21 protein-coding genes and 1 pseudogene are annotated in these 23,562 nt (G+C 70.2%); 8 read left to right on the forward strand and 14 right to left on the reverse strand.

Annotated features, from left to right (window positions below; genetic code table 11):
• Positions 1-148: 148 nt before the first annotated feature.
• The 6 genes from efeO to ETD86_RS05715 form a co-directional block, all read right to left on the reverse strand.
• Positions 149-1,288, reverse strand: a complete 1,140-nt coding sequence (gene efeO / locus ETD86_RS05690) for an iron uptake system protein EfeO (protein ID WP_138665035.1) — start codon at positions 1,286-1,288, stop codon at positions 149-151.
• An 11-nt stretch (positions 1,289-1,299) separates the two neighbouring features.
• A complete protein-coding gene (gene efeU, locus ETD86_RS05695; protein WP_138665036.1) occupies positions 1,300-2,133 on the reverse strand; it encodes an iron uptake transporter permease EfeU in 834 nt (277 codons plus the stop codon).
• 103 nt (positions 2,134-2,236) lie between these two features.
• A complete protein-coding gene (locus ETD86_RS05700; RefSeq protein WP_138665037.1) occupies positions 2,237-3,604 on the reverse strand; it encodes a glycoside hydrolase family 5 protein in 1,368 nt (455 codons plus the stop codon).
• 9 nt (positions 3,605-3,613) lie between these two features.
• Entirely contained in the window at positions 3,614-4,456 is an 843-nt protein-coding gene (locus tag ETD86_RS05705) for a carbohydrate ABC transporter permease (RefSeq protein ID WP_138665038.1), read from the reverse strand.
• Positions 4,453-5,412, reverse strand: a complete 960-nt coding sequence (locus ETD86_RS05710; protein ID WP_138665039.1) for a carbohydrate ABC transporter permease — start codon at positions 5,410-5,412, stop codon at positions 4,453-4,455. Before ETD86_RS05710 ends, ETD86_RS05705 begins: the two co-directional genes overlap by 4 nt.
• On the reverse strand, positions 5,409-6,698 hold the full coding sequence (locus ETD86_RS05715) for an extracellular solute-binding protein (RefSeq protein ID WP_138665040.1): 1,290 nt from the start codon (positions 6,696-6,698) through the stop codon (positions 5,409-5,411). The genes ETD86_RS05710 and ETD86_RS05715 overlap by 4 nt, the downstream gene beginning before the upstream one ends.
• 144 nt (positions 6,699-6,842) lie before the next feature.
• On the opposite strand from ETD86_RS05715, the gene ETD86_RS05720 reads away from it, so the two are divergent.
• Positions 6,843-7,853: a LacI family DNA-binding transcriptional regulator gene (locus tag ETD86_RS05720; RefSeq protein WP_138665041.1), complete on the forward strand. Its 1,011-nt coding sequence runs from the start codon at positions 6,843-6,845 to the stop codon at positions 7,851-7,853.
• 124 nt (positions 7,854-7,977) lie between these two features.
• Positions 7,978-8,367, forward strand: a complete 390-nt coding sequence (locus tag ETD86_RS05725) for a nucleotide pyrophosphohydrolase (RefSeq protein WP_138665042.1) — start codon at positions 7,978-7,980, stop codon at positions 8,365-8,367.
• Between the two features lie 28 nt (positions 8,368-8,395).
• On the opposite strand, the gene ETD86_RS57935 is transcribed toward ETD86_RS05725, so the two are convergent.
• Positions 8,396-9,154 (reverse strand): MFS transporter, encoded by a 759-nt coding sequence (locus tag ETD86_RS57935; RefSeq protein ID WP_246147665.1) that lies wholly within the window; start codon positions 9,152-9,154, stop codon positions 8,396-8,398.
• Between the two features lie 79 nt (positions 9,155-9,233).
• Positions 9,234-9,884: pseudogene (locus tag ETD86_RS59575) on the reverse strand (MFS transporter); the annotation flags it as partial.
• A gap of 89 nt (positions 9,885-9,973) precedes the next feature.
• Between ETD86_RS59575 and ETD86_RS05735 the strand changes: the two are divergent.
• Positions 9,974-13,123: an AfsR/SARP family transcriptional regulator gene (locus ETD86_RS05735; protein WP_138665043.1), complete on the forward strand. Its 3,150-nt coding sequence runs from the start codon at positions 9,974-9,976 to the stop codon at positions 13,121-13,123.
• On the opposite strand, the gene ETD86_RS05740 is transcribed toward ETD86_RS05735, so the two are convergent.
• The gene (locus ETD86_RS05740; RefSeq protein ID WP_138665044.1) at positions 13,092-13,538 is read right to left on the reverse strand and encodes an SRPBCC family protein; all 447 of its coding nucleotides are present in this window, start codon (positions 13,536-13,538) and stop codon (positions 13,092-13,094) included. The two genes, ETD86_RS05735 and ETD86_RS05740, sit on opposite strands and share 32 nt — an antisense overlap.
• 111 nt (positions 13,539-13,649) lie before the next feature.
• Between ETD86_RS05740 and ETD86_RS05745 the strand changes: the two genes are divergently transcribed.
• The 3 genes from ETD86_RS05745 to ETD86_RS05755 all read left to right on the forward strand — a co-directional run bounded on the left by ETD86_RS05745 (position 13,650) and on the right by ETD86_RS05755 (position 17,559).
• Entirely contained in the window at positions 13,650-14,864 is a 1,215-nt protein-coding gene (locus ETD86_RS05745; protein WP_138665045.1) for an amidohydrolase family protein, read from the forward strand.
• An 18-nt stretch (positions 14,865-14,882) separates the two neighbouring features.
• Positions 14,883-15,917, forward strand: a complete 1,035-nt coding sequence (locus ETD86_RS05750) for an alpha/beta hydrolase (RefSeq protein ID WP_138665046.1) — start codon at positions 14,883-14,885, stop codon at positions 15,915-15,917.
• A 952-nt stretch (positions 15,918-16,869) separates the two neighbouring features.
• Positions 16,870-17,559: a helix-turn-helix domain-containing protein gene (locus ETD86_RS05755; RefSeq protein ID WP_246147667.1), complete on the forward strand. Its 690-nt coding sequence runs from the start codon at positions 16,870-16,872 to the stop codon at positions 17,557-17,559.
• A gap of 70 nt (positions 17,560-17,629) precedes the next feature.
• Here ETD86_RS05755 and ETD86_RS05760 read toward each other — a convergent pair whose 3' ends face one another.
• Positions 17,630-18,256, reverse strand: coding sequence for an alpha-ketoglutarate-dependent dioxygenase AlkB family protein (locus tag ETD86_RS05760; RefSeq protein ID WP_138665047.1), 627 nt, complete (start codon positions 18,254-18,256; stop codon positions 17,630-17,632).
• Between the two features lie 89 nt (positions 18,257-18,345).
• On the opposite strand from ETD86_RS05760, the gene ETD86_RS05765 reads away from it, so the two are divergent.
• Positions 18,346-19,155, forward strand: a complete 810-nt coding sequence (locus ETD86_RS05765) for an alpha/beta hydrolase (protein ID WP_138665048.1) — start codon at positions 18,346-18,348, stop codon at positions 19,153-19,155.
• Positions 19,156-19,226: 71 nt separating this feature from the next.
• Here ETD86_RS05765 and ETD86_RS05770 read toward each other — a convergent pair whose 3' ends face one another.
• Positions 19,227-19,817 (reverse strand): hypothetical protein, encoded by a 591-nt coding sequence (locus ETD86_RS05770; protein ID WP_138665049.1) that lies wholly within the window; start codon positions 19,815-19,817, stop codon positions 19,227-19,229.
• A gap of 83 nt (positions 19,818-19,900) precedes the next feature.
• Here ETD86_RS05770 and ETD86_RS05775 point away from each other — a divergent pair, with 83 nt between their 5' ends.
• Entirely contained in the window at positions 19,901-20,548 is a 648-nt protein-coding gene (locus tag ETD86_RS05775; protein WP_138665050.1) for a TIGR03086 family metal-binding protein, read from the forward strand.
• Here the strand turns inward: ETD86_RS05775 and ETD86_RS05780 are convergent.
• The 3 genes from ETD86_RS05780 to ETD86_RS05790 all read right to left on the reverse strand — a co-directional run bounded on the left by ETD86_RS05780 (position 20,545) and on the right by ETD86_RS05790 (position 23,484).
• The gene (locus tag ETD86_RS05780; RefSeq protein WP_138665051.1) at positions 20,545-20,760 is read right to left on the reverse strand and encodes a hypothetical protein; all 216 of its coding nucleotides are present in this window, start codon (positions 20,758-20,760) and stop codon (positions 20,545-20,547) included. The two genes, ETD86_RS05775 and ETD86_RS05780, sit on opposite strands and share 4 nt — an antisense overlap.
• Positions 20,761-20,766: 6 nt before the next feature.
• Entirely contained in the window at positions 20,767-22,584 is a 1,818-nt protein-coding gene (gene recQ / locus ETD86_RS05785; protein WP_138665052.1) for a DNA helicase RecQ, read from the reverse strand.
• Positions 22,585-22,725: 141 nt separating this feature from the next.
• Positions 22,726-23,484 carry an SDR family NAD(P)-dependent oxidoreductase gene (locus ETD86_RS05790; RefSeq protein WP_138665053.1) on the reverse strand — a complete coding sequence of 253 codons (759 nt, stop codon included), beginning with the start codon at positions 23,482-23,484 and terminating at the stop codon, positions 22,726-22,728.
• Positions 23,485-23,562: the final 78 nt, after the last annotated feature.

Raw genomic sequence — 23,562 nt, forward strand, 5'->3', positions numbered from 1 at the left:
GGCCGCCGACGGGGAGCCCCCGCCGTCGGAGGCCGCCGACGGGGAGCCCCCGCCGTCGGAGGCCGCCGACAGGGCGGGCCCGTCCTCGGGGATCGCCGATGGGGAGAGTCCGGGTTCCGTGGCTTCCGACATCGCGCCCTACCTCCGGCTACTTCGCGACCACGGGGGCGATCTTGCTGATCGGCTCGCCCAGTGCGTTGATCGCGTCCGACAGCGTCTTCAGCTCGGCCTTGGACAGCTCGTTGTGCAACTGCCAGCCATCGCCCTTGCGGTGCACCTCGAGCGCCGCCTCCGCCGCCGCGAACTGCTCGTCCAGCGTCTTGACCAGGTCAGGAGCCCGCTCCTCGAGCACCGGCCGGAGCGACTGCACGGCCGCCTTGGACCCCTGGAGGTTGGCCGCGAAGTCCCAGAGGTCGGTGTGCGACCAGATGTCCTCCTCGCCGGTGATCTTCCCGGTGGCGACCTCGTCCAGCAGCTCCTTGGCGCCGTTGGCCAGGTTCAGCGGGGTCAGCTCGGCGGCGTTCGCCTTCTCGACGATGGTCTTGACGTCGGCCATCAGCTTGTCGGCCATCGGCCCGGACTTGCTGACGTCCTTGTGGATCCACAGGTCCTTCTCGATCTTGTGGAAGCCGGTCCACTCCTCGCCCTCGGCCAGGTCCGCCTCGCGGCCGTCGATGGCGGGGTCGAGGTCGCCGAAGATCTCCGCGACCGGCTCGATGCGCTCCCAGTACGTCCGCGACACCGGGAACAGCGCCTTGGCTTCGTCGATCTTGCCGGCCTTGACCGCGTCCACGAACTCCTGCGTCTTGACCAGCAGCGTGTCACTCTGCGACTTGACGTAACGCTTGTAGCTGGCCACGGCCTCGGCCAGCTTGGCGTCCGCGGTGAGCTTCTTGTGCTCGCCGGTCACCTTGAGCGGGTTGCGGATGCCCTTGCCGACCATGCCGGGCTTGCACGCGGTCTCGTACGCACCCGCCGGCAGCTCCGCGATGAGCTCCCTGGTCAGCCCGGGCACGATGTTCTCGACCTCGGCCATGACCCGGTCACCCGGGGCGTACACGTAGAACTCGGTCACCTTGGACCCGCCGTTGGTGATCGCAAACGTCGTGGTGCCCGCCGCGACCTCCGCCGCGGCGACCTTGCACTCCGTGTCGGACGCGGCCACAGCGATCTTCCCGGGCTTGGCGGCTCCCGACGAGGCGGGGGCGGCGGTGGTGCCCCCCGACCCGCAGGCGGTGAGGCCGGCGAGGGCGAGCGCGCCGAAGGACAGACGAATAGCGGTACGCATGATTCTCCTGTTCACGCCGCGGACGACGCGGGCGTCGGGGTGGTCTTGGCCCGCTGCGGGCGGAGGAAGAGGATGAGGGTGGGAATGAGGTACGCGGCCCAGGCCGCGACCTCCAGGACGCTCGGCTGCGGCGTGATGTTCAGCATCCCCGCCAGCAGGGCGCCGTACCAGGAGTCGGGGGGAAGCGCGGCGCTGATGTCGAACGCGTATGTGCTCAGCCCCGGCAGCACGCCGGCCTCCTGCAGGTCGTGCACCCCGTATTTGAGGATCCCCGCCGCCACCACGATCAACAGCAGGCCCGTCCAGGTGAAGAACTTGGTGAGGTTGATCCTGATGGCGCTGCGGTAGATCCCCCAGCCGACGAGCACGGCGGTGACCACTCCCAGCGTGACGCCGATCAGCGGATCCATGGTCGTGGTCACGTTCTGGGCGTAGGCGAAGAACAGCAGGGCCGTCTCCAGCCCCTCGCGGGCGACGGCCAGGAACGCCATGACGACCACGGCGAACGAGCCCACCTCGAGCGCCTCGGAGAGCTTGCCCCGCAACTCCCCGGAGAGGGCGCGGGCCGCCCGCCGCATCCAGAAGATCATCCAAGTGACGAACACCACGGCCAGCAGCGAGGCGATCGCCTCGAACAGCTCCTGCGAGGTGTACTCCAGTCGCGCCGCCGTGAACGTCAGCAGCGCCCCGAACCCGATGGACAACGCCACGGCCACGCCGACGCCCGCCCATACCTGCGGGAGCTTGTCCTTGCGGTCGCTCTTGACGAGGAAAGCGACGAGGACCGAGACGACGAGCGTCGCCTCGAGTCCTTCGCGCAGTCCTATGAGGTAACTGGCGAACACCGTCACTCCTCGAGTGCTGAGGAAAGGCTTACCTTAATTAGGGCAGCCGAAGCTTACTCAGCACAAGCATCCAAAAGCGATAGGCGTGGCGGTGTGGGCCTCGTCACCGTGCCAGGTTGTCAGCCAGGAGTTCGAGCAAGGGCTCGCGGCGTACGCACTGCTCCAGCAGGAAAGAGTCGGCCAGCGCGAACAACTCGTCGTCGCCGAGGCCCCGGAAAAGCTCGGCGTACTCGGGCAGCAGCGCCTGCGCGATCAAGATGTGCCTGATCAGGTCGTCGCTCTGGTAGCGAGCGCCCCACGGGTACGGATCCCAGCCGGGGAACTCGGCCTCGATCAGCTGGTGCAGCGGGGCGAGCACGTCCGCCGACTCCTCCATGGTGGAGCCCCAGCGGTCCGCGCCGAGCCGCTGCTTCTTGGCGAGGAAGTCGCCGAACCGGTGCAGGTACGGCCCCGAGGCATGCACCAGCCCCTGCAATCCCACGTCCTTGTACGTCCACAACGACCAGCCCACGTCCTGGCCGTCGTAGATCTCCAGCTGGTCGCGCAGGATCTGGAGCCGCTGTGTGTCCAGCGCCGGGTCCCCGGTGTAGACGGGCCCGAACTCGCCCACCCAGAGCGGCGTGCCGGTCTCGCGCTGGAACCGCGACCGTTTGGCGAAGGTCTTCTCCAGCTCCGCCTTGTCGCACCACTCGCCCCGCGTGTAGCCGGGGTAGGGGCCGCCGTGGGCGAAACCGGCCAGCGCATAGTCGTGCATGACGAAGACCGCGTTCTCGTACATCTCCCGAAATATCGAAAAATCGGTGGCGTACGTGTTGCCGTCCAGGAACAGGACGTGGTGCGGGTCGGCGGACCTGATGGCCTTCACCAGGCGGTCATAGAAAGGGCCGATCACCTTGCCGGACACGTCGCCCGGCTCGTTGACCGGGTTGTAGCCGGCCACCCAGTGATTGTCGCGGTAGTGGTCGGCGAGGGCCTCCCACAGATGCACCGCCCGGTCCTGGAAGTGGCGGTGCTGCCAGAAGGCGGCCACGTGCGTGGGATTGTCGGAGTGCCAGTGCTGGTTCTGCGAGCCGGGCAGCGCGTGCAGGTCGATCACGCTGTAGATGCCGTGCGCGCCGAGCAGGCCGATCACCCGGTCCAGGTGGCGGAAGCCACGCGCGTCGATCTCGAAGGGCCGGTCGTCGGCCTCCCAGTGGCGGTAGTTGACCGGGATGCGCACGCAGTTCATGCCCAGCCCGGCCAGCAGCGCGGCGTCCTGCTCGGTGAAGAACGAGGTCAGCAGCCGGTCGAAGAACAACTCCGCCCGCTCGTCACCGAGGACGGAGCGTACGGCCTGCCGCATCGAGCTCTCGTTGGCCGGGTAGCCGGTGATGAAGTTCTCCATGTTCATCCAGCCCCCGAGGCCCACCCCGCGAAGCCGTACCGGCGTGTTGTCGTCCGTGACGAGATGGGATCCGGATACGTGAAGCATGTAGTGAGGTCATCCCTTCGTGGCGCCGGCGGTGAGGCCGCCGACCAGGTGACGTTCCGCGAGGGCGTAGAACCCGAGCGCCGGAACCATGGCCAGGACGAGGTAGGCGAGGATACGGGCGGTGTCGGAGGCGTACTGGCCCTGGAACTGCTGGATGCCGAGCGGGAGTGTCCAGCTGGCCTCCTCGCTGAAGACCACCAGCGGCAACATGAAGTTGTTCCAGCTGCCCACGATGGCCAGCACCGAGACGGTGGCCATGGCGGGCCGGGCCATCGGCAGCAGGATCCGCCAGAAGAACCCGAACGGGGTGCAGCCGTCGATGATGGCCGCCTCCTCGATCTCGCCCGGGATGCTCCTGAAGAAGCCGCGCAGGATGATGATCGTCAGTGGCAGCCCGAACGCGGCCTGCGTCAGGATGACGCCGAGCGGGTTGTCCAGCAGGCCGAACGTGCGCAGCAGCACGAAGATCGGCAGGATGGCCACCGCGAACGGGAACATCAGCCCTGCCGTGAACACGGTGAACAGCAACTCCCTGCCGCGGAAGGCGTACCTGGCGAAGATGAAGCCCGCCAGCGCCGCCAGCGCGACCGTCAGGACGGTCGTCGCGACCGCGATGAACGTGCTGTTCCACATCTGCAGCCAGAATGAGCCGGAGCCGAGCACGTCGGTGTAGTTGGCGGTCACCCACGTCTCCGGCAGCCCGAACGGGTTGCTCGACAACTCGCTGTTGGCCTTGAACCCGCCGAGGAACGCGTAGATCACGGGGATGAGGATGAACGCGCCCACGACCCACGCGATCGCGTGCATGGGCAGCGTGCTGGTCCTGGCGGGGGCCTTCTTCCGATGGATCATCGGCGGCCTCCCAAGTTGGTGGTGGCGCCCGCGAGGTCGCGGCGCATCACGAAACGCTGGTAAATGAGGGCGAAGACGAGGCTGAGCACGAACATCACGACGCTGATCGCGCTGGCGTAGCCGACCTGGGAGCGTTTGAAGCCGTACTCCATCATGGTCACGGCCATCGTCTCGGACGAGTGCGAAGGACCGCCCCCGGTGAGGATCCAGACCAGGTCGAACAGCTGGATGGTGTAGATGACGGACAGGAAGATGCTGATCCTGATCGTCGGCCCGAGCAGCGGCAGCGTGATGTGCCTGAACGTCCTCCAACTGCTCGCGCCGTCGATCTGGGCGGCCTCGATGAGCTCGTTCGGGATGTTCTGCCGGCCCGCCAGATAGATCATCATGTGGAAGCCGAAATATTTCCACGTCATGACCAGGAACAGCGAAGGCATCACGGTGTTGGGGTCGGCCAGCCACTCCGACTCGATCCCGAACACCGACAGCATCCGGTTCGCCAGGCCGGACCCGGGCGAGAGGATCAGCGAGAACAGCACGCCGGTGATCACTTCGGAGAGCACGTACGGCGCGAAGAACACCACCCGGTACAACGCCCGCCCGCGGATGCGCTGGTTCAGCAGCATCGCGATGGCCAGCGAGAACGGCAGCTGGACGCACACCGAGAACAGCACCAGCACCAGCAGGTGCCACAGGTCCTGAGCGAAGATTTCGGTGCCGAACAACCGGGTGAAGTTGTCGAAGCCGATGAAGTTGGTCGGCAGCCCGCCGAACCCGTTCCACCGGAACGCGCTGGAATAGACGGCCACCAGGATCGGGGCCACCACCAGCAGGAGGAACAACACGAGCGCGGGCAGCAGGAACAGAGTGATCGTCAGCCACCTGCCGCGTTTCTTGACGGCAGGGGCGGGGACCGGAAGCTTGACCGCTTCCGGTCCACGGGTGAGTATCGTCATTCTTCGCTCTTGGCCACTTCGGTGATGTCGGCGCCCACTTCCTCCGGCGTCTTGGTGCCGGCGATCAGTTCGGCCACGCTGTCATTGACCTGCTGGCCGACGGCCGGCGGGTACGCCTGGTCGAGGTAGAGCTGGTAGCCGCCGGCGCTGGCCAGCATGGTCGCCACCTGCTTGAGGTTCGGGTCCTTGACCGCGCTCTCCTCGCCCTTGAGCACCGGCAGCACGCCCCCGGACTCCACGGCCTTGGAGTGGTTGCCCATCTCGGTCATGAACTTCACGAAGTCCACGGCCTCCTTGGGCGCGTCCGCGCCCACGGCAATGCCGCCGCCCCCGCCGAACGCGTCCGCGGCCGAGCCCTTGCCGCCCTCGACGGCGGGGAAGGGGAAGAAGCCGAGGTCGTCGCCGAGGCCCTTGCCGGAGTCGTTCTGAACGGCCGGCGCCCACTGGCCCATCAGCTCCATGGCGGCCTTGCCGTTGCTCACCGTGGCCGACTGACCGTCAGGGGTCGAGTAGGCCGCGCCGAGGAAGCCCTTCTGGAACGGCTGCAGGTCGGCCAGCGCCTTGACCTGCTGTCCCGCTGCGATGAAGTCGGGCTTGGTGAAGTCCTTGTCCACCGCCGCCTGCTTGAGCGCGTCGAGACCGGCGATGCGCATGGCGAGGTAGGCCCAGTAGTAGTGCCCGGGCCACTTCTCCTTGCCGGCCAGGGCGATCGGGGTGACGCCCGCCGCCTTGAGCTTCTTGACGTCCTCGAGGAACGCCGACCAGGTGGCCGGCGGCTGGGTGATGCCCGCCTTCTCAAAAAGTTTCTTGTTGTACCAGAAACCCACCATCCCGATGTCCGTGGGCAGTCCGTACGTCTTGCCGTCGAGCTGGTACGCGCTCAGCGCCGCGGGCGTGAAGTTCGGCAGGACGTCGGCCACATCGCCGGAGATGTCCTTGACGAGTCCCGCGTCGATCTGCTGCTTCAGCACGCCGCCGCCCCATGTCGCGAAGAGGTCGGGTGCCTTGCCTGACTGGGTGATCGTGGTGAGCTTGGCCTTGTAGGCGTCGTTCTCCAGAACGGTGGCCTTGATGGTGACGTTCGGGTTCTTGGCCTCGAATTCCTTGGCCCGCTGCGCCCACAGGGTCTTGAGCGGCTCGGCGGTCGACAGGTGCCACCACTCGAGCGTGACCTTCGCGGGCGACCCGCCGCCCTGGTTCGGCTGGGAGGGCGCGGTTCCTCCACCGCCACCACCACAGCCCGTCACGAGCACGGCGGTCGCGATCAACGCCAAACTACGTTTCATAGGGGTCCCTTCCTCAAAGACGGCGAAAGTTTCGTGAACCCCCCGATAATTTCTTTGACCGGAGCTTAGGTAAACGCCACGTAAAGCGTCAACACCTCGGATGCGAGCGACGCCAAACCGAAACTTTCGGCTACACTCCCGATCGTGTCAGCGAAGAGGCGGGTCACGATCGCATTGATCGCGGAAGAGGCCGGGGTGTCCATTCCCACGGTCTCGAAGGTCATCAACGGGCGCCCGGAGGTCGCTCCGGCGACCCGCCACAGGGTCGAACGACTGCTCCAGGAGCACGGCTACCAACGCCGCGTCAGCCAGGACGACACGCCGGCCGGCCTGGTCGACCTGGTCTTCGCCGAGATCGAGTCACCGTGGGCCATGGAGATCGTGCGCGGCGCGGAGAGCGCCGCCCACGAGGCCGGCGCCAGCGTGGTCATCTCGGTCCTGCACACCCACGCGGGCCCGGGACGGGACTGGCTCGAACGGCTGGCCGCGCGCAGGACGGACGGCGTGGTGATCGTCGCCTCCCGCCTGTCCACCGGCATCCAGTCGCAGTTGAGCGCCCGCTCCCTGCCGTTCGCCGTGGTGGACCCGGAAGGCGAGCCCGCCCCCGGCGTGGTCTCGGTGGGTGCGACGAACTGGAGCGGCGGCCTGGCCGCCACCCGCCACCTGATGGAGCTGGGCCACCGCAGAATCGGCATGATCAGCGGCCCCGCCGACATGCTCTGCAGCCAGGCCCGCATCGACGGCTATCGGGCGGCGCTGGAAACGGCAGGCGAACCCCTCGTCCCCGAGTTGGTGAGACGCGGCACGTTCCTGGTGGAATCGGGCCACGACGAGGGCCACGCCCTGCTGTCCCTGCCGAACCCGCCGACGGCCATCTTCGCGGGCAGCGACCTGATGGCCTTCGGCGTCTTCGAAGCGGCCCGACAGCGAGGGCTGCGCGTGCCCGAGGACCTGAGCGTGGTCGGCTTCGACGACCTGCCCTTGGCCAAGTCGGCCTGGCCACCGCTGACGACGGTGCGTCAACCGCTGCAGGAGATGGCGGCGCTGGCCACCCGTACGGTGCTGGCGATGGGACGCGGCGAGGTCCCTGAGACCAAGCGGGTGGAGCTGGCCACGGAGCTGATCGTCCGAGAGAGCACGGCCAGATACGAGTAGGTCCGCTGCCCGCACCCACCCGTTGCCCAATGACCAGGTGGGCCGGCGCGACACGCTCAGTCCCTTGGAGACGGCGGGCATCGCCTCCTCACCGATCTTTCGAAGGTGGGTAAGGTCGTGCGGCGTGACGACGGAGTTGGAGCACCTTGCGGTACGCCTGCGCGAGTTCGCCCGGGCCAGGGACTGGGAGCAGTTCCACACCCCGAAGAACCTCGTGATGGCGTTGGCGGGCGAGGTGGGGGAGCTGGTGGCGGAGTTCCAGTGGCTCACCGCCGACGAGTCCAGGGATCCGGATCCCGACGCGCTCGCCAGGATGCGTACCGAGCTGGGTGATGTGACGCTCTACCTGGTGCGGCTCGCCGACGTGCTGGGTGTGGACCTGGTGGCGGCGGCGAAGGCGAAGCTCGACGACAACGACCGTCGTTACGACGCCGACCTCTATCGGGGGTCGGCCAGGAAAGCGCCACCCTCGCCGGGCGAGCCGGGCGTGCCGGGCGAGGATGGCGACAGCTGAGCCGTTCGCCTTGTGCCGGTAGCTCCCGTCAGGCGGCGGCGTCGTGCCGGCGCAGGACCGCGATCGTGACGGCGGCCAGGCCGAGGAAGATGATCGCGCCGACCGCGGCCACCGTGTTGAGCCCGGTGGTGAAGGCCGCGCGGGCCAGGTCGAGCACGGCCGGCAGGTCCCTGGTGGCGGTCACCGCGGCGGTGATGCTCTCGCGGGCCGCCTCCACCGGCAGCCGGTCGGGGAGCTCGCCCCGGTACACGGCGGTGGCCAGGCTGCCCATCGCGGCCACGCCCACCGCCACGCCGAACTCGCCGCTCGTCTCCGACAACGAAGCCGCCGACCCGGCCTTCTCCGGGGGCGCGGCCGTCATCATCACGCCGCTGCCCACGCCCATCGGCAGCGCGATGCCCGCGGAGGCCAGGACGAGCCCGGTCACGACCAGCCCGATGCCGTCGGCGCCCGCGAGCTCCGGCACCTGGGTGTGCAGGAACAACCCCGCCGCGCCGACCGCCAGCCCGGCCGCCATCACATACGCGGCGCCGACGCGGCGCGCGATCGCGGGGGCCAGCGTCAGGGCCACGATCATGGCGATGTTCTGCGGCACCAGCCACAACCCCGCCTCCAGCGGGGACAGCGCCTGCACGGTCTGCAGGTACTGGGTGGTCATGAGCGTCGTGCCGGCCATGACGACGCCGCCGAGCAACATGATCCCGAGCGTGGCGGCGAACGGGCGGTTGGCGAACAGACGCAGGTCGAGCAGCGGGTCCGCGAGGCGGCGCTGGCGGCGGACGAACATCACGCCGAACGCCGGCCGCGGCCGCGATCGCCGCCGCGGCCGCCGGCTGCCAGCCGCTCCTGGCGACCTCCTTGAGCCCGTACACGACCGGCAGGATCGTCGCCAGCGACAGGGCGACGCTGGCCAGGTCGAGGCGGCCGGCGTCCGGGTCGCGGTACTCCGGCAGCAGCGTCCGGCCCGCCACCAGCACCAGCACCATGAACGGCACCCCCAGCAGGAACGCCGAGCCCCACCAGAAATGCTCCAGCAGCAGCCCGCCCACCAGCGGGCCGACCGTCATGCCCAGCATGAAGCAGCTGTACCAGAGCCCGATCGCGGTCCCCATCTGCTTCCCGTCCGTGAACATGTTCCTGATCAGCGCCAGCGACGACGGCAGCAGCGTCGCCCCGGCGATGCCGAGCAGCGCCCGGGTGACGATCAGCATCTCGGCGCTCACCGCGTATCCGGCCAGCACCGACGCCCCGCCGAAGGCCGCCGCGCCGATCATCAGGAGCTTGCGGCGCCCGATCCTGTCGCCCAGCGTGCCCATGGTCACCAGGAAGCCGGCCAGGAAGAACGAGTACACGTCCATGATCCACAGTTGTTGCGAGGCGGTGGCGCCGAGGTCGCCGCTGAGGTGCGGAAGCGCCAGGTACAGAACGCTGACGTCGATGGAGAGCAGGAGGGCCACGGAGGCCAGAACGGCCAGGCCGGTCCATTCGCGCCGCCCGGCGAGCGTGGAGGTGTTCATCGGGTTCCCCTTTCCGTTGCCTCCACGGTCCGGTACGGGCCTTCCGATGTTCTTTTCGTGGACTTAAGGCCGCGCATAGGGTGACGAGCATGCGTTTTGGGGTGCTGGGACCGCTGGGTGTGTGGACCGACGCCGGAGAGGTCGTCACGATCCCCGGACTCAAGGTCCGGGCGCTGCTCGTCGACCTGCTCGTCCACGAAGGTCACCCGGTGTCCGTGGACCGGCTGGTCGACGACCTGTGGCGCGAGGAGCCGCCGGGCAACCCGGCGGGCGCCCTGCAGGTACGCGTCTCGCAGCTGCGTAAGGCGCTCGAGGACGCCGAGCCCGGAGGCAAGAACCTCGTGGTCTCCCGCGCCCCCGGCTACCTGCTGCGCCCCGATCCAGGCGCTCTGGACGCCGAACGATTCGCGAATCTGCTGACGCAGGCCGAGGCCGCCGACAGCCCGCGGACCAGGGCCAGGCTGCTGGGGGAGGCGCTGGCGTTGTGGCGGGGACCCGCGTACGCCGACTTCGCCGACGAGGAGTACACCAGATCGGCCATCGTCCGGCTGGAGGAGCAGCGGCTGTCGGCGCTGGAGCAGCATGCCGAGGCGCGGCTGGAGCTGGGCGAGCACGGGCTGCTCGTGGGGGAGCTGGGCGACCTGGTGGCCCGCCATCCGCTCAGGGAACGGCTGCGGGCCGTGCACATGCGGGTGCTCTACCGGGCGGGACGCCAGAGCGAGGCGCTGGCCAGTTACGGCGAGCTGCGCGAGCGGCTGGCCGAGGAGCTCGGTCTCGACCCCGGGCCCGAGCTGGTCGCCCTCCACCAGGCGATACTCGGGCAGGACCCGTCGCTCAGCGTGCCCGCAGACCGGCCGCTCACCAACCTGCCGGCCGCGCTCAGCAAGCTGATCGGCAGGGACGACGCCCTGGCCGAGGTGTGCACGCTCGTCGGGGAGGAGCGGCTGGTGACGCTCACCGGCAGCGGCGGGGTCGGCAAGACCCGGCTCGCGCTGGAGGCGGCGAACCAGCTGCTGGACGGGTTCGCGGACGGCGCCTGGCTGGTCGAGCTCGACCAAGGGGTCCAGGCCGGGCTGGATCAGGCCTCGCGTACCCCGGCGGAGGCCGTCATGGCGGCGCTGGACATCAGGGAGGGCGCGGACGCCGCCGACGTGGCCGGGCAGCTTGCCGTCGCGCTCAGGCAGCGCCGCATGCTGCTCGTCCTCGACAACTGCGAGCACGTGGTCGAGCAGGTCGCCGAGCTGGCCGAGCTGCTCCTGCGGGGCTGCCCAGGCCTGCGGATCCTGGCCACCAGCAGGGAGCCGCTGGCCGTGGACGGCGAGGTGTTGTGGAGCGTGCCGCCGCTCGACGTGCCCGCGAGCGCCGACCTGACGGTCATGGCGCGTTCGGAGGCCGTCAGGTTGTTCGTGACCCGCGCTGCGGCCTCCGCCCGCGGCTTCGCGCTCGACGCGGGCAACGCGCAGGCGGTCGCCCAGCTGTGCCGGCGACTGGACGGCATCCCGCTGGCGCTGGAGCTCGCCGCGACCCGGGTACGAGCGCTCGGCGTGCACGGCGTGGTGGCCCGGCTGGACGACAGGTTCCGGCTGCTGGCGTCGGGGCAGCGCGGCGCGCCGGCCCGCCAGCAGACGCTGACCGCGGTGATCGACTGGAGCTGGGACCTGCTGTCCGACGAGGAGCGCCGCGTCCTGCGCCGGCTGGCGGCGCACGCCGAGGGCTGCACGCTGGAGGCCGCCGAGTCCGTCTGCGGGGAGCCGGGGCTCGACGTGCTCGACCTGCTGGCCCGGCTCGTCGACCGTTCGCTCGTGGTCGTGGCGGACGTCCCGGCGGGGGTCAGGTACCGGCTGCTGGAGTCGGTGTCGGCGTACTGTCTCGCCCGGCTGTCCGACGCGGGCGAGCTCGACCGGGTACGCCTCGCGCACCTGCGCCACTACCTGGCGCTGGCCGTACAGGCCGAGCCGGAGTTGTACGGGCACGAGCAGCGGGACTGGCTGCTGCGCCTGGACGCCGAGGCCGCGAACATGCGGACCGCGCTCGACACGGCCATCGCCACGAAGGACGCCGAAAGCGCGGCCCGGCTGGTGAACGCGCTGGCCTGGTACTGGTTCCTGCGCGGCAGGCTGGCCGAGGGCAGGCGGTCGCTGGCGGCGGCCCTGACCGTCGAGGTCGAGCCCTCCGCGCCCAGGGCCAGGGCGGCGGCCTGGCACGCCGGGTTCGCGCTCATTCTCGGCGAGCAGGTCGCATGGGGGCCCGTGCTGGAGGCCGTCGCGGACCCCGGAGAGCGGGCCAGGGCCGAGATGTTCCTCAGCCTGCATGTCGGGGACATGCCGACGGGGCAGGAGTTGATGCGCCGGGCGCTGACCACGTTCCGGTCCGTCGGCGACCGGTGGGGCGTGGCCGTCGCGCTCGCCAGGCAGGCCATGGACGCCTTCACCCAGCGCGACGTCGAGGCGCTGGAACGCCTCGCCGGGGAGAGCGTCCGGCTGTTCACCGAGCTCGGCGACCGCTGGGGTCTGCTGCAGGCCACGGAATGGCTGGCGTCGGTGGCCGAGATGGCCCACGACACCGAGCGGGCCAACCGGCTGTTCAGCGAGGGGCTGCAGATGGCCGAGGACCTCGGCCTATGGCCCGAGGTCGCCACGCGCACCGCCTGGCTCGGCTGGATCGCGATGCAGAGCGGCGACTACGACCGCGCCATCGAGATCAGCGAGCGGGCCAGAAAGCTGGCCGCCGACCAGGGCTACAAGGACGGCGAGACGCAGGCGGAGATGGGCCTCGCCTACGCCGCGCGCCGGGCGGGGCGGCTGGAGCTGGCCGAGAAACACCTGCTCCGCCTGCTGGAAGGGGTGCCACGCGGCCCGGACGTCGAGCCCGTCATGTTCCTGCCGGACGTGCTCACCGAGTTGGGCTACCTCGCGGAGCTGCGTGGCGACCCGGCCGCGGCACTGGCCCTGCACACGGAGGCGCTGGCGGCCGCGCAGCGGATCGGCGACCCCCGGTCTGCCGCGTCCGTGGTGGAGGCCGCGGCCTCGGCTTCGGGCGCGACCGAGAAGGCCGCCAGGCTGCTGGGGCTGGCGGCCGCGGCCAGGGAGCACCACCAGACGCCTCCCGGGCCCTGGGAGGTGTCCGAGATCGAGCGGATCACGGCGCGGGTGCGCGATGCGCTCGGGGAGGAGGCGTTCGCGGCCGCGTACGCCGAGGGCCTCGCGCTCAAGCTGGAGGACGCGCCGAAGCTGTTGTGAAATGCTCGGCCAGGCGGTCGAAGAACTCCATCCAGCCCGCCGGGTCGACGTTCACACCGTGCTGGTGGAAGCGCATCTCGGTCTTGCCGTCCACGTCCGCGAAGTCGATCGTCACCACGGACGCGGGCCCTTCGCCCGGACTGTCCGGGTCGCCGGTCGTGAACACCAGCCGCACAGGCTTACGCACCTCGCGGTACGTGCCGTCGAACGTCACCTCGAACCCTTCGTCCCCGGTCAGCGTGGCCCGCCAGACCCCGCCGGGCCACGCGTCCAGGGTGATCCGGCCGATCGGCGTGGCCATCCTCCGGGCGCTGAACCACCGGGAGAAGAGCTCGGGCTCGGTCCAGGCCGCCCACACCAGCTCGCGGGGGGCGTCCAAGAGACGGGTGATCTTGTATTCGACGGTAAGGGTCATCGCTGCCGCCCCTCGCGATCGGGTTCTCCACGCTGCAAGGGTGCCGGGACCCCCTTACGATCGCCTTCCCGCGGCCTTAAGACGCCGGGTCCGTGTGGCAGGCTGGGCTGCATGCAGATCATCCGGGCGGAAAGGGTGCTCACCGGGCGTTCCGGTGAGGTGATCGCGGACGGCGAGGTCGCCGTGGACGGCGACACGATCGTCTCCGTGGGGCCGCGCGGCAGCGCCGGCGACGCCGGTGACGTCCTCGACCTGCCCGGCCACACGGTCCTGCCGGGCCTGGTCGACGCGCACGTGCACCTGGGGTTCGACGCCGGCGTCGACCCGGTGACGCGGCGCAGCGCGGAGAGCGACAGGCACCTGCTGCTCCGCATGGCCGAGAACGCCCGCAAGCTCGTCTCCGCAGGCGTCACCACCGCCCGCGACCTCGGCGGGCGCGGCTTCCTCGACCTGGCGTTACGCGACGCGATCGAGGAGGGCCTGGCCGTCGGCCCGCACATCCTGGCCGCGACCAGGCCGATCACGATCACCGGCGGCCACTGCTGGTACATGGGCGGCGAGGCCGACGACGAGCCCGCCATCCGCCGCGTCGCCAGGGAGAACCTGCGTGCCGGCGCCGACTGCCTGAAGGTCATGGTCTCCGGCGGCCAGATGACGCCGGGCGCGCCGCCCAGCTGGGTATGCCAGTACGACACCGAGCAGATCCGCGCCGTCGTGGACGAGGCGGCCACCCGCGGCAAGGGCGTCGCCGCGCACGCCCACGCGCACGCCGCGATCCGCAGCGCGCTCGAGGCCGGTGTGGCCACCATCGAGCACTGCTCGTTCCTGACCGCCTCCGGACACCGCTACGACGCCGAGCTGGCCGACCTCATCGCGGCGAGCGGCACGTACGTCTGCCCCACCGTGCACGGCGTGTTCTGGCGGCTGCGGGACACGTTCGGCGCGGAGATGTTCGACGCCTGGCTGAGCGGGGTCGCGGCCATGCGGGAGGCCGGAGTGCGTCTCATCGCGGGCACCGACTCCGGGTTCGCCGCGGCCGGCGTGGCGAACCCCACCGACGCGTACGTCGCCGGCCTGGAGGTGTTCGCGCATGCCGGGTTCGGCAACGCGGAGATCGTCGAGATGGCCACCGTGCGGGCCGCCGACGCCTGCGGGGTGGGCGCGGTGACCGGCGCCCTGGAGGCCGGAAAGCGGGCCGACCTCATCGCGGTGCGCGGCGACCCGCTCGACCGCATCGCCGACCTGCGTAACCTCACACTCGTCCTCGTTTCCGGACGCGCCGTCACCCAGACGGGGGTGGACACGGTGACCTCGTCCGTCGGCTGAGCTCTGGAAGGAAATCCCATGCTGCCCTGGTCCGCTGATCTGGCCGGCCGTCTCGACCACCACGTGATCGACAGCGCTCTGCTGCGCGGCAACCCCTTGGAGGACCCGCACGAGCGGCCCCTGCTGGTGTACGTGCCGCCGGGGTACGACGACGCGCCCGGTCGCCGCTACCCCTCCGTCTACGTGCTGCTCGGCTACACCGGGCACGTCACGATGTGGCTGAACCGGGCGCCGTTCCGGCAGCCGTACCCGGAGCTGGCCGACGCCGTGTTCGCGAGGGGCGAGGCGCCGCCCGCGATCGTCGTGTACGTGGACGCGTGGACCGCGCTCGGCGGCAGCCAGTACCTGGACTCGCCGGCCACCGGCCGCTACCACTCGTACCTGCGGGACGAGGTCGTGCCGTGGGTGGACGCGCACTACCGCACCATCGCCGACCGCGACCACCGGGCGGTCACTGGCAAGTCGAGCGGCGGTTACGGCGCCATGGTGACCGCCATGCTGGCGCCGGACGTGTTCGGCGCGCTGGCCACGCACGCCGGTGACGCGTTGTTCGAGGTGAGCGCGCTGCCGTCGTTCCCCGGGCTGGTGCGCAGGCTGCGCGACATGTACGACGGCTCGTACGTCAAGTTCCTCGCCGACTTCCGCGGCCGGCTCGCCGGCACCAAGGAAGGCGACCTGGAGCTGCTGGAGATGTACGCCTACGCGGCCGCGTACTCGGCCGACGAGGACGGCACCGTGCACCTGCCGTTCGACGACACCGGCGCGGTGGTGCCGGAGGTCTGGCGGCGCTGGCTCGCCCATGATCCCGTCGTGATGGCGCGGGAGCCGCGCTACGCGGAGGCGTTGCGGTCGATGCGGGCCATCTGGGTGGACGCCGGCAACAAGGACGAGTACTTCCTGGACTTCGGCGCGGTCGCCTTTCGCCGGGCGCTGGAGGCGGCAGGCGTACCGAACGAGCGCGTGTACTTCGAGCTCTTCGACGCCGGCCACGGCGCCATCGAATACCGGTACCCGCTCGCCCTCGCCTGGCTCGCCCGCCGCCTGTCCGAGTGAGGGCCGGTGGTGGCTCGCTGCGCCGGTAGCTTTCGACTTCGCGGTCCTCGTCTTGTCCTGGACGGGAATCAAAGTGCCATCCACCACCACAACTCCCGCTTGTCGGTTGGGGCGGGCCGAGCAGCGCGGCCCGCCCTAGGCGACAGCGGTGGTGCCGCGGCAGCGCGCTGATGGGAGATGCTGGACAGTGCAGCCACTTGGAGCATGGTCAGGTTCGTGTGGCAAGCGAGCACGATCAGCAGAACCGGTCGGCGTACGGCAGCGCCCAGGGACGGCCGCGCTCTGAGCCCGGGCGGACCTGCCACAGCCGAATGATCAGGTGCTGGAGTTGGAGCCGGACAGACCTGTGACTTCAGCGCGCTAAATGGCCGGGATCTTCGGCGCTATCCGGCCCGGGCCCGCCTGATTGTGTGGCCCAGGCCTGGTCACGGCTTGATCACGTGTGTTGGAAGGTGCTCCGCGTCGAGCGGTGGAATGGGGGCATGTGAATCCTCTTCCGCTCTTCCCAACTGCCCGCTCGTCCACCCGAGCTGAGGCCGCCTCGTTCCATGCGGTGGACACGGAAAGGGCTCTATCGAGCGGGTTGGAGGAGTCGGGCCAGCTTGGTAGTGAGCGCGGGTTGTTTCGGGGCGTAGATGTGGATCACGAGGCGTCCCCGTACGACCACAGCGTTGTCGGCTGTTTCGTCGGCTGCGGCACCTCTGTATGGATTGCCGGGGAATTGGTAGCCGTTCGGGCCGACTGGCCGCACCTTGTCCGGGAACGGAAGCAGGCTCTGCGTGAGCGCAGTGGCCGTAGTACTGTCGGCGGCCACCAAGCCTCTGCTCAGCGAAGTGCCGGACCGTGCGATGCGCTGGCCCCGGATGAGACCCCTGCCCAGGGGACCACGCCGGACAGACGCATCTGCAACCCGGACTATCCCGATATAAGGGATAGCTCTTAAGCTGCCCCGGTGGACACAGCGGAATTGAAGAAGCAGGTACGCGAGCTGCGCGCCCAGGGCCGCTCCCCGAAGGAGATCGCTCGCGCGCTCAAGGTGCCGCCGTCCGTCGTGGCGCCGCTGGTACGGGAGATCGCTGCGGAGGCGACGGAGCCCGACGAGCCCGCGGTGGTCGGCTGCTGGATCAACGTCGGCTGGAGCGCCGGGCTCGGCCTGGACCCGGCACGCGGGTGGACCGACGAGGCGCCGGAAGCGGGCACCGAGGGCATGGTGAGCGTGCTGGTGGCCCGGCGGCACACCTGGAACAGGATGACGGTCTGCGGCTACCTGGCCGACGTCTTCTGCCTGGGCGTGAAGAACGCCATAGGCCCCGACGTGGTCGACGACCGCGAGCTGACGCGTTTCCGGGAGTTCTTCTTCGGCGAGTACGCCGGCTGGCAGGAGGCGCCGATCGAGCTGGCCAGGCACCTGGTGTTCGGGTCCGTGGACTACGCCCGTTCGCTCGGGTTCGAGCCGCACGAGGACTTCGCGCCGGCGGCCGAGGCGCTGGGCAAGTGGGAGGGCGACTCGGCGATCACGTTCGGGCGCAACGGCAAGCCCTTCTACATGGAGGGGCCGTACGACGACGCCGCCAAGGTGCTGCGGACCCTGCGGCGCACGCTCTCCGACGACGACTTCGACTTCGTCACCGGAGGTCGGTGACCTTCGACTTCGTCACCGGAGGTCGGTGACCTTCGACTTCGTCACCGGAGGTCGGTGACCTTTGACTTCGTCACCGGAGGCCGGTGACCCGCATCGTGATGTTGAGCCGGCCGGAGGCGAGCCCGGTGGCCGGGTCGCCCGTCCCCGGATGGACCTTGGGCACGCCGTGATAGGCGAGGCGCGACGGGCCGCCGAACACGAACAGGTCCCCTGAGGCCAGCTCCACATCCGTGTACGGCTTCCCGCGCGTCTCGGTGTTGCCGAAACGGAACAGGCAGGTGTCGCCGATGCTCAGCGACACCACCGGCGCGTCGGACTTCTCGTCCTTGTCCTGGTGCATGCCCATCTTGGCCTGGGCGTCATAGAAGTTGATCAGCGCGGTGTCCGGCGCGTAGTCGTCGCCGGGCCGGCCGTACGCGTCGGCCAGGGCCCGCCGGCCGAGCTCGCCCAGCCAGTCGGGGAAGTCGGCCACCTTACGGCCGTTCACGTCGTGGGCCAGCCGGGTGTAGCGGTACGGCTGCCAGTGCCAGCCCACGCAGACCGTCTGCACGGACATGACGCCGCCCCCGGGCAGCGCCGTGTGCCGGATCGGCACCGGGCCTCTGGCCCACTCGCGGCAGGCCCGGACCAGGTGCTGCTGCTCCTCCAGCGTGAGCCAGCCGGGCACGTGCACCGCTCCTGGCGCGATTTCCCTCATCGGCAGCGGGATCACCCGCCCAGCGTATGCGGTTGTCCGGTCGGCGGGCCGCGACGTACGCTCACCGCAATCTCGATCGAGGAGTGAGCATGGCCGATGCGCGAGAGCACACCTTCGCCGGCGTCCGAGGAGCCAACACGGTCCGCGAATGGCCCAACGAACGGCCGCGTTACGTGGTCATCCTGATCCACGGGTACGGCGAGCACATCGGCCGCTACGAGCACGTGGCCGACCGGCTCGTCCGGCACGGCGCCGCCGTCTACGGCCTCGACCACGTCGGCCACGGCAAGTCGGAGGGCGACCGGGTGCTGATCGAGGACTTCGAGGACGTGGTCACCGACGTGCACGCGGTCGAGGAACGCGCCAGGGCCGACCATCCCGGCGTGCCCGTCGTGGTGATCGGCCACTCCATGGGCGGCATGATCGCCGCCCGTTACGCCCAGCGGTACGCCGCTGGACTGGCCGCGCTCGTGCTGTCCGGTCCCGTGATCGGCGAGTGGGAGGTCCTGCCCGCGCTGCTGGCCCTGGACGAGATCCCCGACATCCCCATCGACCCGGCCACGCTGTCCCGCGATCCGGCCGTGGGCATCGCGTACGCCGCCGACCCGCTGGTGTGGCACGGGCCGTTCAAGCGGGCCACGCTGGAGGCGTTCGTCACCTCGCTGACCACGATCGCCAAGGGCGGCACGTTCGGGGCGCTGCCGACGTTGTGGGTGCACGGGGAAGACGATCAGCTGGTGCCGCTCAGGTCCAGCAGGGGCGGCATCGACACGGTGCGGGGGACCGACCTGACGGAGCGGATCTACCCGGGGGCCAGGCACGAGGTGTTCAACGAGATCAACAAGGACGAGGTCCTGGACGACGTCACCGCCTTCGTGGACCGCGCCCTGGCCGGCTGACCCGGCCCGGGACCGAAGAACCTCAGCGGGCTCGCCCTCCGCCGGGCGGGCCGTGGCACGCCTGCCCTTCGCTACCGCACGAGGAGCCAGACGTGCCCGGAGCCGCGCGTGCGGGTCAGCTCGACCTTCCAGCAGCCGCGTTTCGGGAACACGAAGCCGGTGCCCCACTCCTGGCCGGGCCGCCGCCAGCTCGACCCGCCGTGCTCCTCGGGCCCCCACGCGAGCTCGGCCCGTGTGCCGTCCGGGAGCTCGGCCTTGACCTGCAGCGGCCCTTCGCCGGTCATCCGCCACACGATCTTGACTTCCTCACCGTGGGGGAGCGGGGGCGGCCCCTTGGCGAACAGCAACCCCCACAACTCGGCGTCCGCGGCCGTTCCCCGCACCTCCGGGAACCCTTGTCCCAGGAACACCGAGGTCCCGTTGCACCCGGCACCCGTGACCACGGGACCGGCGCTCGCACTCTGGCCTGGGCCCGAACTCCGTGGCGAGCTCGGACTCGGACTCTGGCTCGGGTCCGGACTCGGGGGCAGGCTCGGACTCGGGCTCACGACCGACGGTGTCCGCGCCGCGGCCCCCGGGTCGCCTGCAGCCTGCTCGCCGCCCGCCGCGCACCCGGCCACCGCGATCCCGATCAGGAGCGGCGCCATCACCATCCGCTTCATCACACCTCCTCGCCCGTACTTACTCCGGTCGGCCCCATGAGGTTCCGCCCGTCCCCGCTGCCGAAGAAGTCACCACCCAGGCGATGACTTTCCGCCCGCGGCAGGGTCTCCACTTCCAGGAGGCGATGATGAACAGCGAGTCGAGACTGGCGCTGACGGCGGGCGTGGCGTTGCTGGAGAGGGCGATCGACTACACGCTCGGCAGCCTCCGCGTCGTGACCCCCGCCACCCTCTGCCGCGCCACACCGTGCGCAGGTTGGACCCTGGAGAAGCTCCTCGACCACGTGACCGACTCCCTCAGCACCCTGAACGAGGCGGCCGCCGGCCACATCGGCCCGTTCACCAGGAGGGCCGGTCGGCAGACCGAGGGCGGCAACCCGGCGCTCCTCCTCAGGGACAACGCCACGGAAGTCCTCGGCACCTGGGCGGGCGCCCTCACCAGCGACCTGATCTTCCTGCACGACCGCCATCTGACGACCCCGATGGTGGCCGTGGTGGGCGCGATCGAGATCACCGTACACGGCTGGGACGTGGCCAGAAGCTGTGGAGAGAACCGCCCGATCCCGCCCCTCATGGCCGAGGAGCTGCTCGATCTCGTGCCGCTGTTCGTCAGCCAGGCCGATCGCCCGGCCCGTTTCGCCGCGCAGGTGCCCGTCCCCGCGTACGCGCCCGCCCAGGACCACCTGCTCGCCTACCTCGGTCGCGACCCGAACTGGCAGTCCTGCACCTAACCAAACCGGTCAGTACGCCTATCCCGGTCCGGCACTTCTCCCGCGGACACCGTACGATCATCGTGTACCTGCTGCACGTCCGGCCGGTCGATCGGCGGCGCGGGGCATCGGACCGCCGCGACCAGGCCGACCATCGTGGTGGCGACGACCGTTCTTCGTGCGGCCGTCGCCACCACCAAGCCCGCGGCCGCCACCACCAAGCCCGCCGCCACCACCAGTCACCCTTCCGCGTCGGCCAGCGTCTCCAGGACCTGCTCGCCGTATTTCGCCAGTTTGTTCTCCCCGACCCCGTTCACCGTGCCGAGCTCCGCCAGCGTCGACGGCGCCCGGGAGGCGATCTCGCGCAGCGTGGCGTCGTGGAAGATGACGTACGCCGGAACCCCTTGCTCCTTCGCGACCCCGGCGCGCCACGCGCGGAGGCGTTCGAAGACAGGGGCGGCCTCCGCCGGCAGCTCCGCCGCGGCCGCTCGTGTCTTGGGAGACGCGGCCACCTTGGCGCGGGCCGGGCGCAGGGTGTCGCGGCGCAGCCGGACCTCGCGCTGCCCGCGCAGCACCGCCGCGCTGTCGTCGGTGAGCACCAACGCCCCGTGGTCGGGCTCCACCGCCAGCAACCCCTGCGCCAGCAGTTGCCGCACCACCCCGTGCCACTCCGCGTTGCCCAGGTCGGCCCCCACCCCGAACACGGTCAGCGTGTCGTGCCCGTGCTGCAGCACCTTGGCCGTCTTCTTGCCGAGCAGAATGTCGACCACCTGCCCCACCCCGAACTTCTGCCGCCGCTCACGCGCCAGCCGATACACCGTCGAGAGCACCTTCTGAGCGGGGACCGTGCCGTCCCACGACTCGGGCGCCGCCTGGCAGGTGTCGCAGTTGCCGCACGGCTCGGAGCCCTTCTGCCCGAAGTAGTCGAGCAACATCACCCGGCGGCAGCTCACGGTCTCGCACAGCGCCAGCATGGCGTCCAGGTGCAGGACCTGGCGGCGGCGGTGCGCGTCGTCCCCCTCCATCGCCATGCGCCGGTGCTGGACGACGTCCTGCAGTCCGTACGCCATCCACGCCGTCGCCGGCAGCCCGTCGCGCCCCGCCCGCCCGGTCTCCTGGTAGTAACCCTCCACGGACTTGGGCAGGTCGAGGTGGGCGACGAAACGCACGTCCGGCTTGTCGATGCCCATGCCGAACGCGATCGTGGCCACCACGATCAGCCCGTCCTCCCGCAGGAAGCGGGACTGGTGCGCGGCCCGGGTGCGGGCGTCGAGCCCCGCGTGGTACGGCACCGCCGCGATGCCGTTGTCCACCAGGAACTCGGCGATCTTGTCGACCGAGGAACGCGACAGGCAGTAGACGATGCCGGACTCGTCCGGATGCTCGGTGCGCAGGAACTCCAGCAGCTGCCGCTTGGGCTCGCTCTTGGACGTGATGCGGTAGTGGATGTTGGGCCGGTCGAAGCTGGCCACGAAGTGGCGGGCCTGGTCGAGGCCGAGCCTGGAGGAGATCTCCGCGTGGGTGTCCGGAGTGGCGGTCGCGGTCAACGCGATGCGCGGCACCTCCGGCCAGCGCTCATGCAGCTCGGAGAGCGCCAGATAGTCGGGGCGGAAGTCGTGGCCCCACTGAGACACGCAGTGCGCCTCGTCGATGGCGAACACCGAGATGTCGCCTTTGGCCAGCAGCCGCATCGTGGCCTCCACGCGCAGCCGCTCGGGGGCGAGGTAGAGCAGGTCGAGCTCGCCGGCCAGGAACTCGGCCTCCACCAGCTGGCGCTCGCCGAAGTCCTGCGTCGAGTTGAGGAACCCCGCCCGCACGCCGAGCGCCCGCAGCGCGTCGACCTGGTCCTGCATCAGCGCGATCAGGGGCGAGATGACCACTCCCACGCCGGGGCGCACCAGGGCCGGGATCTGATAGCAGAGCGATTTGCCGCCGCCGGTCGGCATGAGGACGAGCGCGTCGCCGCCGCCCACGACATGATCGATGATCTCCTGCTGACCCGCCCGGAACGAGTCGTAGCCGAACACGCGGTGCAGAGCCTCGGTGGGGGTATCCATGCGGCTACCTTACGTGTTCGGGGGAGAGCGGATTGTGAGTTCGCGCAGGGCGATCGGGCGCGGGGAAGCGCTTCGCTGAAACAGGCCGCATTCAGAGCACGCTACCTGCGGCAGGTCGCTGGACGCGACGGATCATGGGTGTCACCTGGCTTCAGGGTCGAGCCCCAGCACCGTACGCCCACCGTCCACCGGGATGGTCGCTCCGTTGACGAAGGCGGCGTCGTCCGACAGCAGGTACGCCACCACGGCGGCCACCTCGGCAGGCATGGCCACCCGGCCCAGGGGGTGGAGCGTGGCCAGCTGCTCTTCGACGGCCGCGGCCTCCTCCGGCGTGCGGGAGGCCAGGAAGGACTCGTAGCGCTCGGTGGCCACCGTGCCGGGGGCGACGGCGTTGGCCCTGATGCCGTGCCTGCCGTACTCGACGGCCAGCGCCCTGGTCAGCCCCTCGGTGGCGGCCTTCGCGGTCGCGTACGGGAGGCTGCCCGGCACGGCCCTGGCGGCCTGGTGCGAGGTGACGTTGACGATGGCTCCCGGGGTGCCTGCGGCGAGGAAGCAGCGCACGGCGGTGGCGCAGCCCACCACCGCCAGGTCCAGGTTGGCCGCGATCAGCGCCCTGACCTCGGCGATCGGTGACGTGTGGACGGAGGCGTCGCGGAACACGGCCGCGTTGTTGACCCACCCCCGCAGCGTGCCGGACTCCTGGGCGAGGTCGGCGGCCCAGGCGGCGACCTCCTCATCGGCCGCGTCGCCGATCACGGGTGTCACCCGGGGGCCGGCCCAGGCGAGGGCGTCGGGGTCGCGTTCGATGGCGACCACGGTGTTCTTCTCGCCGACGAGCCTTTCGACCACGGCCTTGCCGATGCCGCGCCCGCCGCCGGTGACCACATAGGAGGAACTCATAGGTCCATGGTCGCGGTCACGTGACCTTTGTCACCGTATTTCGGGCTGGTGAACGGGAACGATCCGTAAGGTGATCGC

The organism is Nonomuraea turkmeniaca, assembly GCF_005889735.1.
Classification (GTDB): domain Bacteria; phylum Actinomycetota; class Actinomycetes; order Streptosporangiales; family Streptosporangiaceae; genus Nonomuraea; species Nonomuraea turkmeniaca.

Bases quoted from the DNA above. Each gene is read 5' to 3' on its own strand.
- ETD86_RS05745 (WP_138665045.1), top strand. From the start codon at position 13,650: ATGCAGATCATCCGGGCGGAAAGGGTGCTCACCGGGCGTTCCGGTGAG.
- ETD86_RS05700 (WP_138665037.1), bottom strand. From the start codon at position 3,604: ATGCTTCACGTATCCGGATCCCATCTCGTCACGGACGACAACACGCCG.
- ETD86_RS05705 (WP_138665038.1), bottom strand. From the start codon at position 4,456: ATGATCCATCGGAAGAAGGCCCCCGCCAGGACCAGCACGCTGCCCATG.
- ETD86_RS05750 (WP_138665046.1), top strand. From the start codon at position 14,883: ATGCTGCCCTGGTCCGCTGATCTGGCCGGCCGTCTCGACCACCACGTG.
- ETD86_RS05715 (WP_138665040.1), bottom strand. From the start codon at position 6,698: ATGAAACGTAGTTTGGCGTTGATCGCGACCGCCGTGCTCGTGACGGGC.
- ETD86_RS57935 (WP_246147665.1), bottom strand. From the start codon at position 9,154: ATGTTCGTCCGCCGCCAGCGCCGCCTCGCGGACCCGCTGCTCGACCTG.
- ETD86_RS05740 (WP_138665044.1), bottom strand. From the start codon at position 13,538: ATGACCCTTACCGTCGAATACAAGATCACCCGTCTCTTGGACGCCCCC.
- ETD86_RS05790 (WP_138665053.1), bottom strand. From the start codon at position 23,484: ATGAGTTCCTCCTATGTGGTCACCGGCGGCGGGCGCGGCATCGGCAAG.
- ETD86_RS05775 (WP_138665050.1), top strand. From the start codon at position 19,901: ATGACTTTCCGCCCGCGGCAGGGTCTCCACTTCCAGGAGGCGATGATG.
- ETD86_RS05735 (WP_138665043.1), top strand. From the start codon at position 9,974: ATGCGTTTTGGGGTGCTGGGACCGCTGGGTGTGTGGACCGACGCCGGA.
- ETD86_RS05770 (WP_138665049.1), bottom strand. From the start codon at position 19,817: ATGAAGCGGATGGTGATGGCGCCGCTCCTGATCGGGATCGCGGTGGCC.
- efeO (WP_138665035.1), bottom strand. From the start codon at position 1,288: ATGCGTACCGCTATTCGTCTGTCCTTCGGCGCGCTCGCCCTCGCCGGC.
- ETD86_RS05760 (WP_138665047.1), bottom strand. From the start codon at position 18,256: ATGAGGGAAATCGCGCCAGGAGCGGTGCACGTGCCCGGCTGGCTCACG.
- recQ (WP_138665052.1), bottom strand. From the start codon at position 22,584: ATGGATACCCCCACCGAGGCTCTGCACCGCGTGTTCGGCTACGACTCG.
- ETD86_RS05710 (WP_138665039.1), bottom strand. From the start codon at position 5,412: ATGACGATACTCACCCGTGGACCGGAAGCGGTCAAGCTTCCGGTCCCC.
- ETD86_RS05765 (WP_138665048.1), top strand. From the start codon at position 18,346: ATGGCCGATGCGCGAGAGCACACCTTCGCCGGCGTCCGAGGAGCCAAC.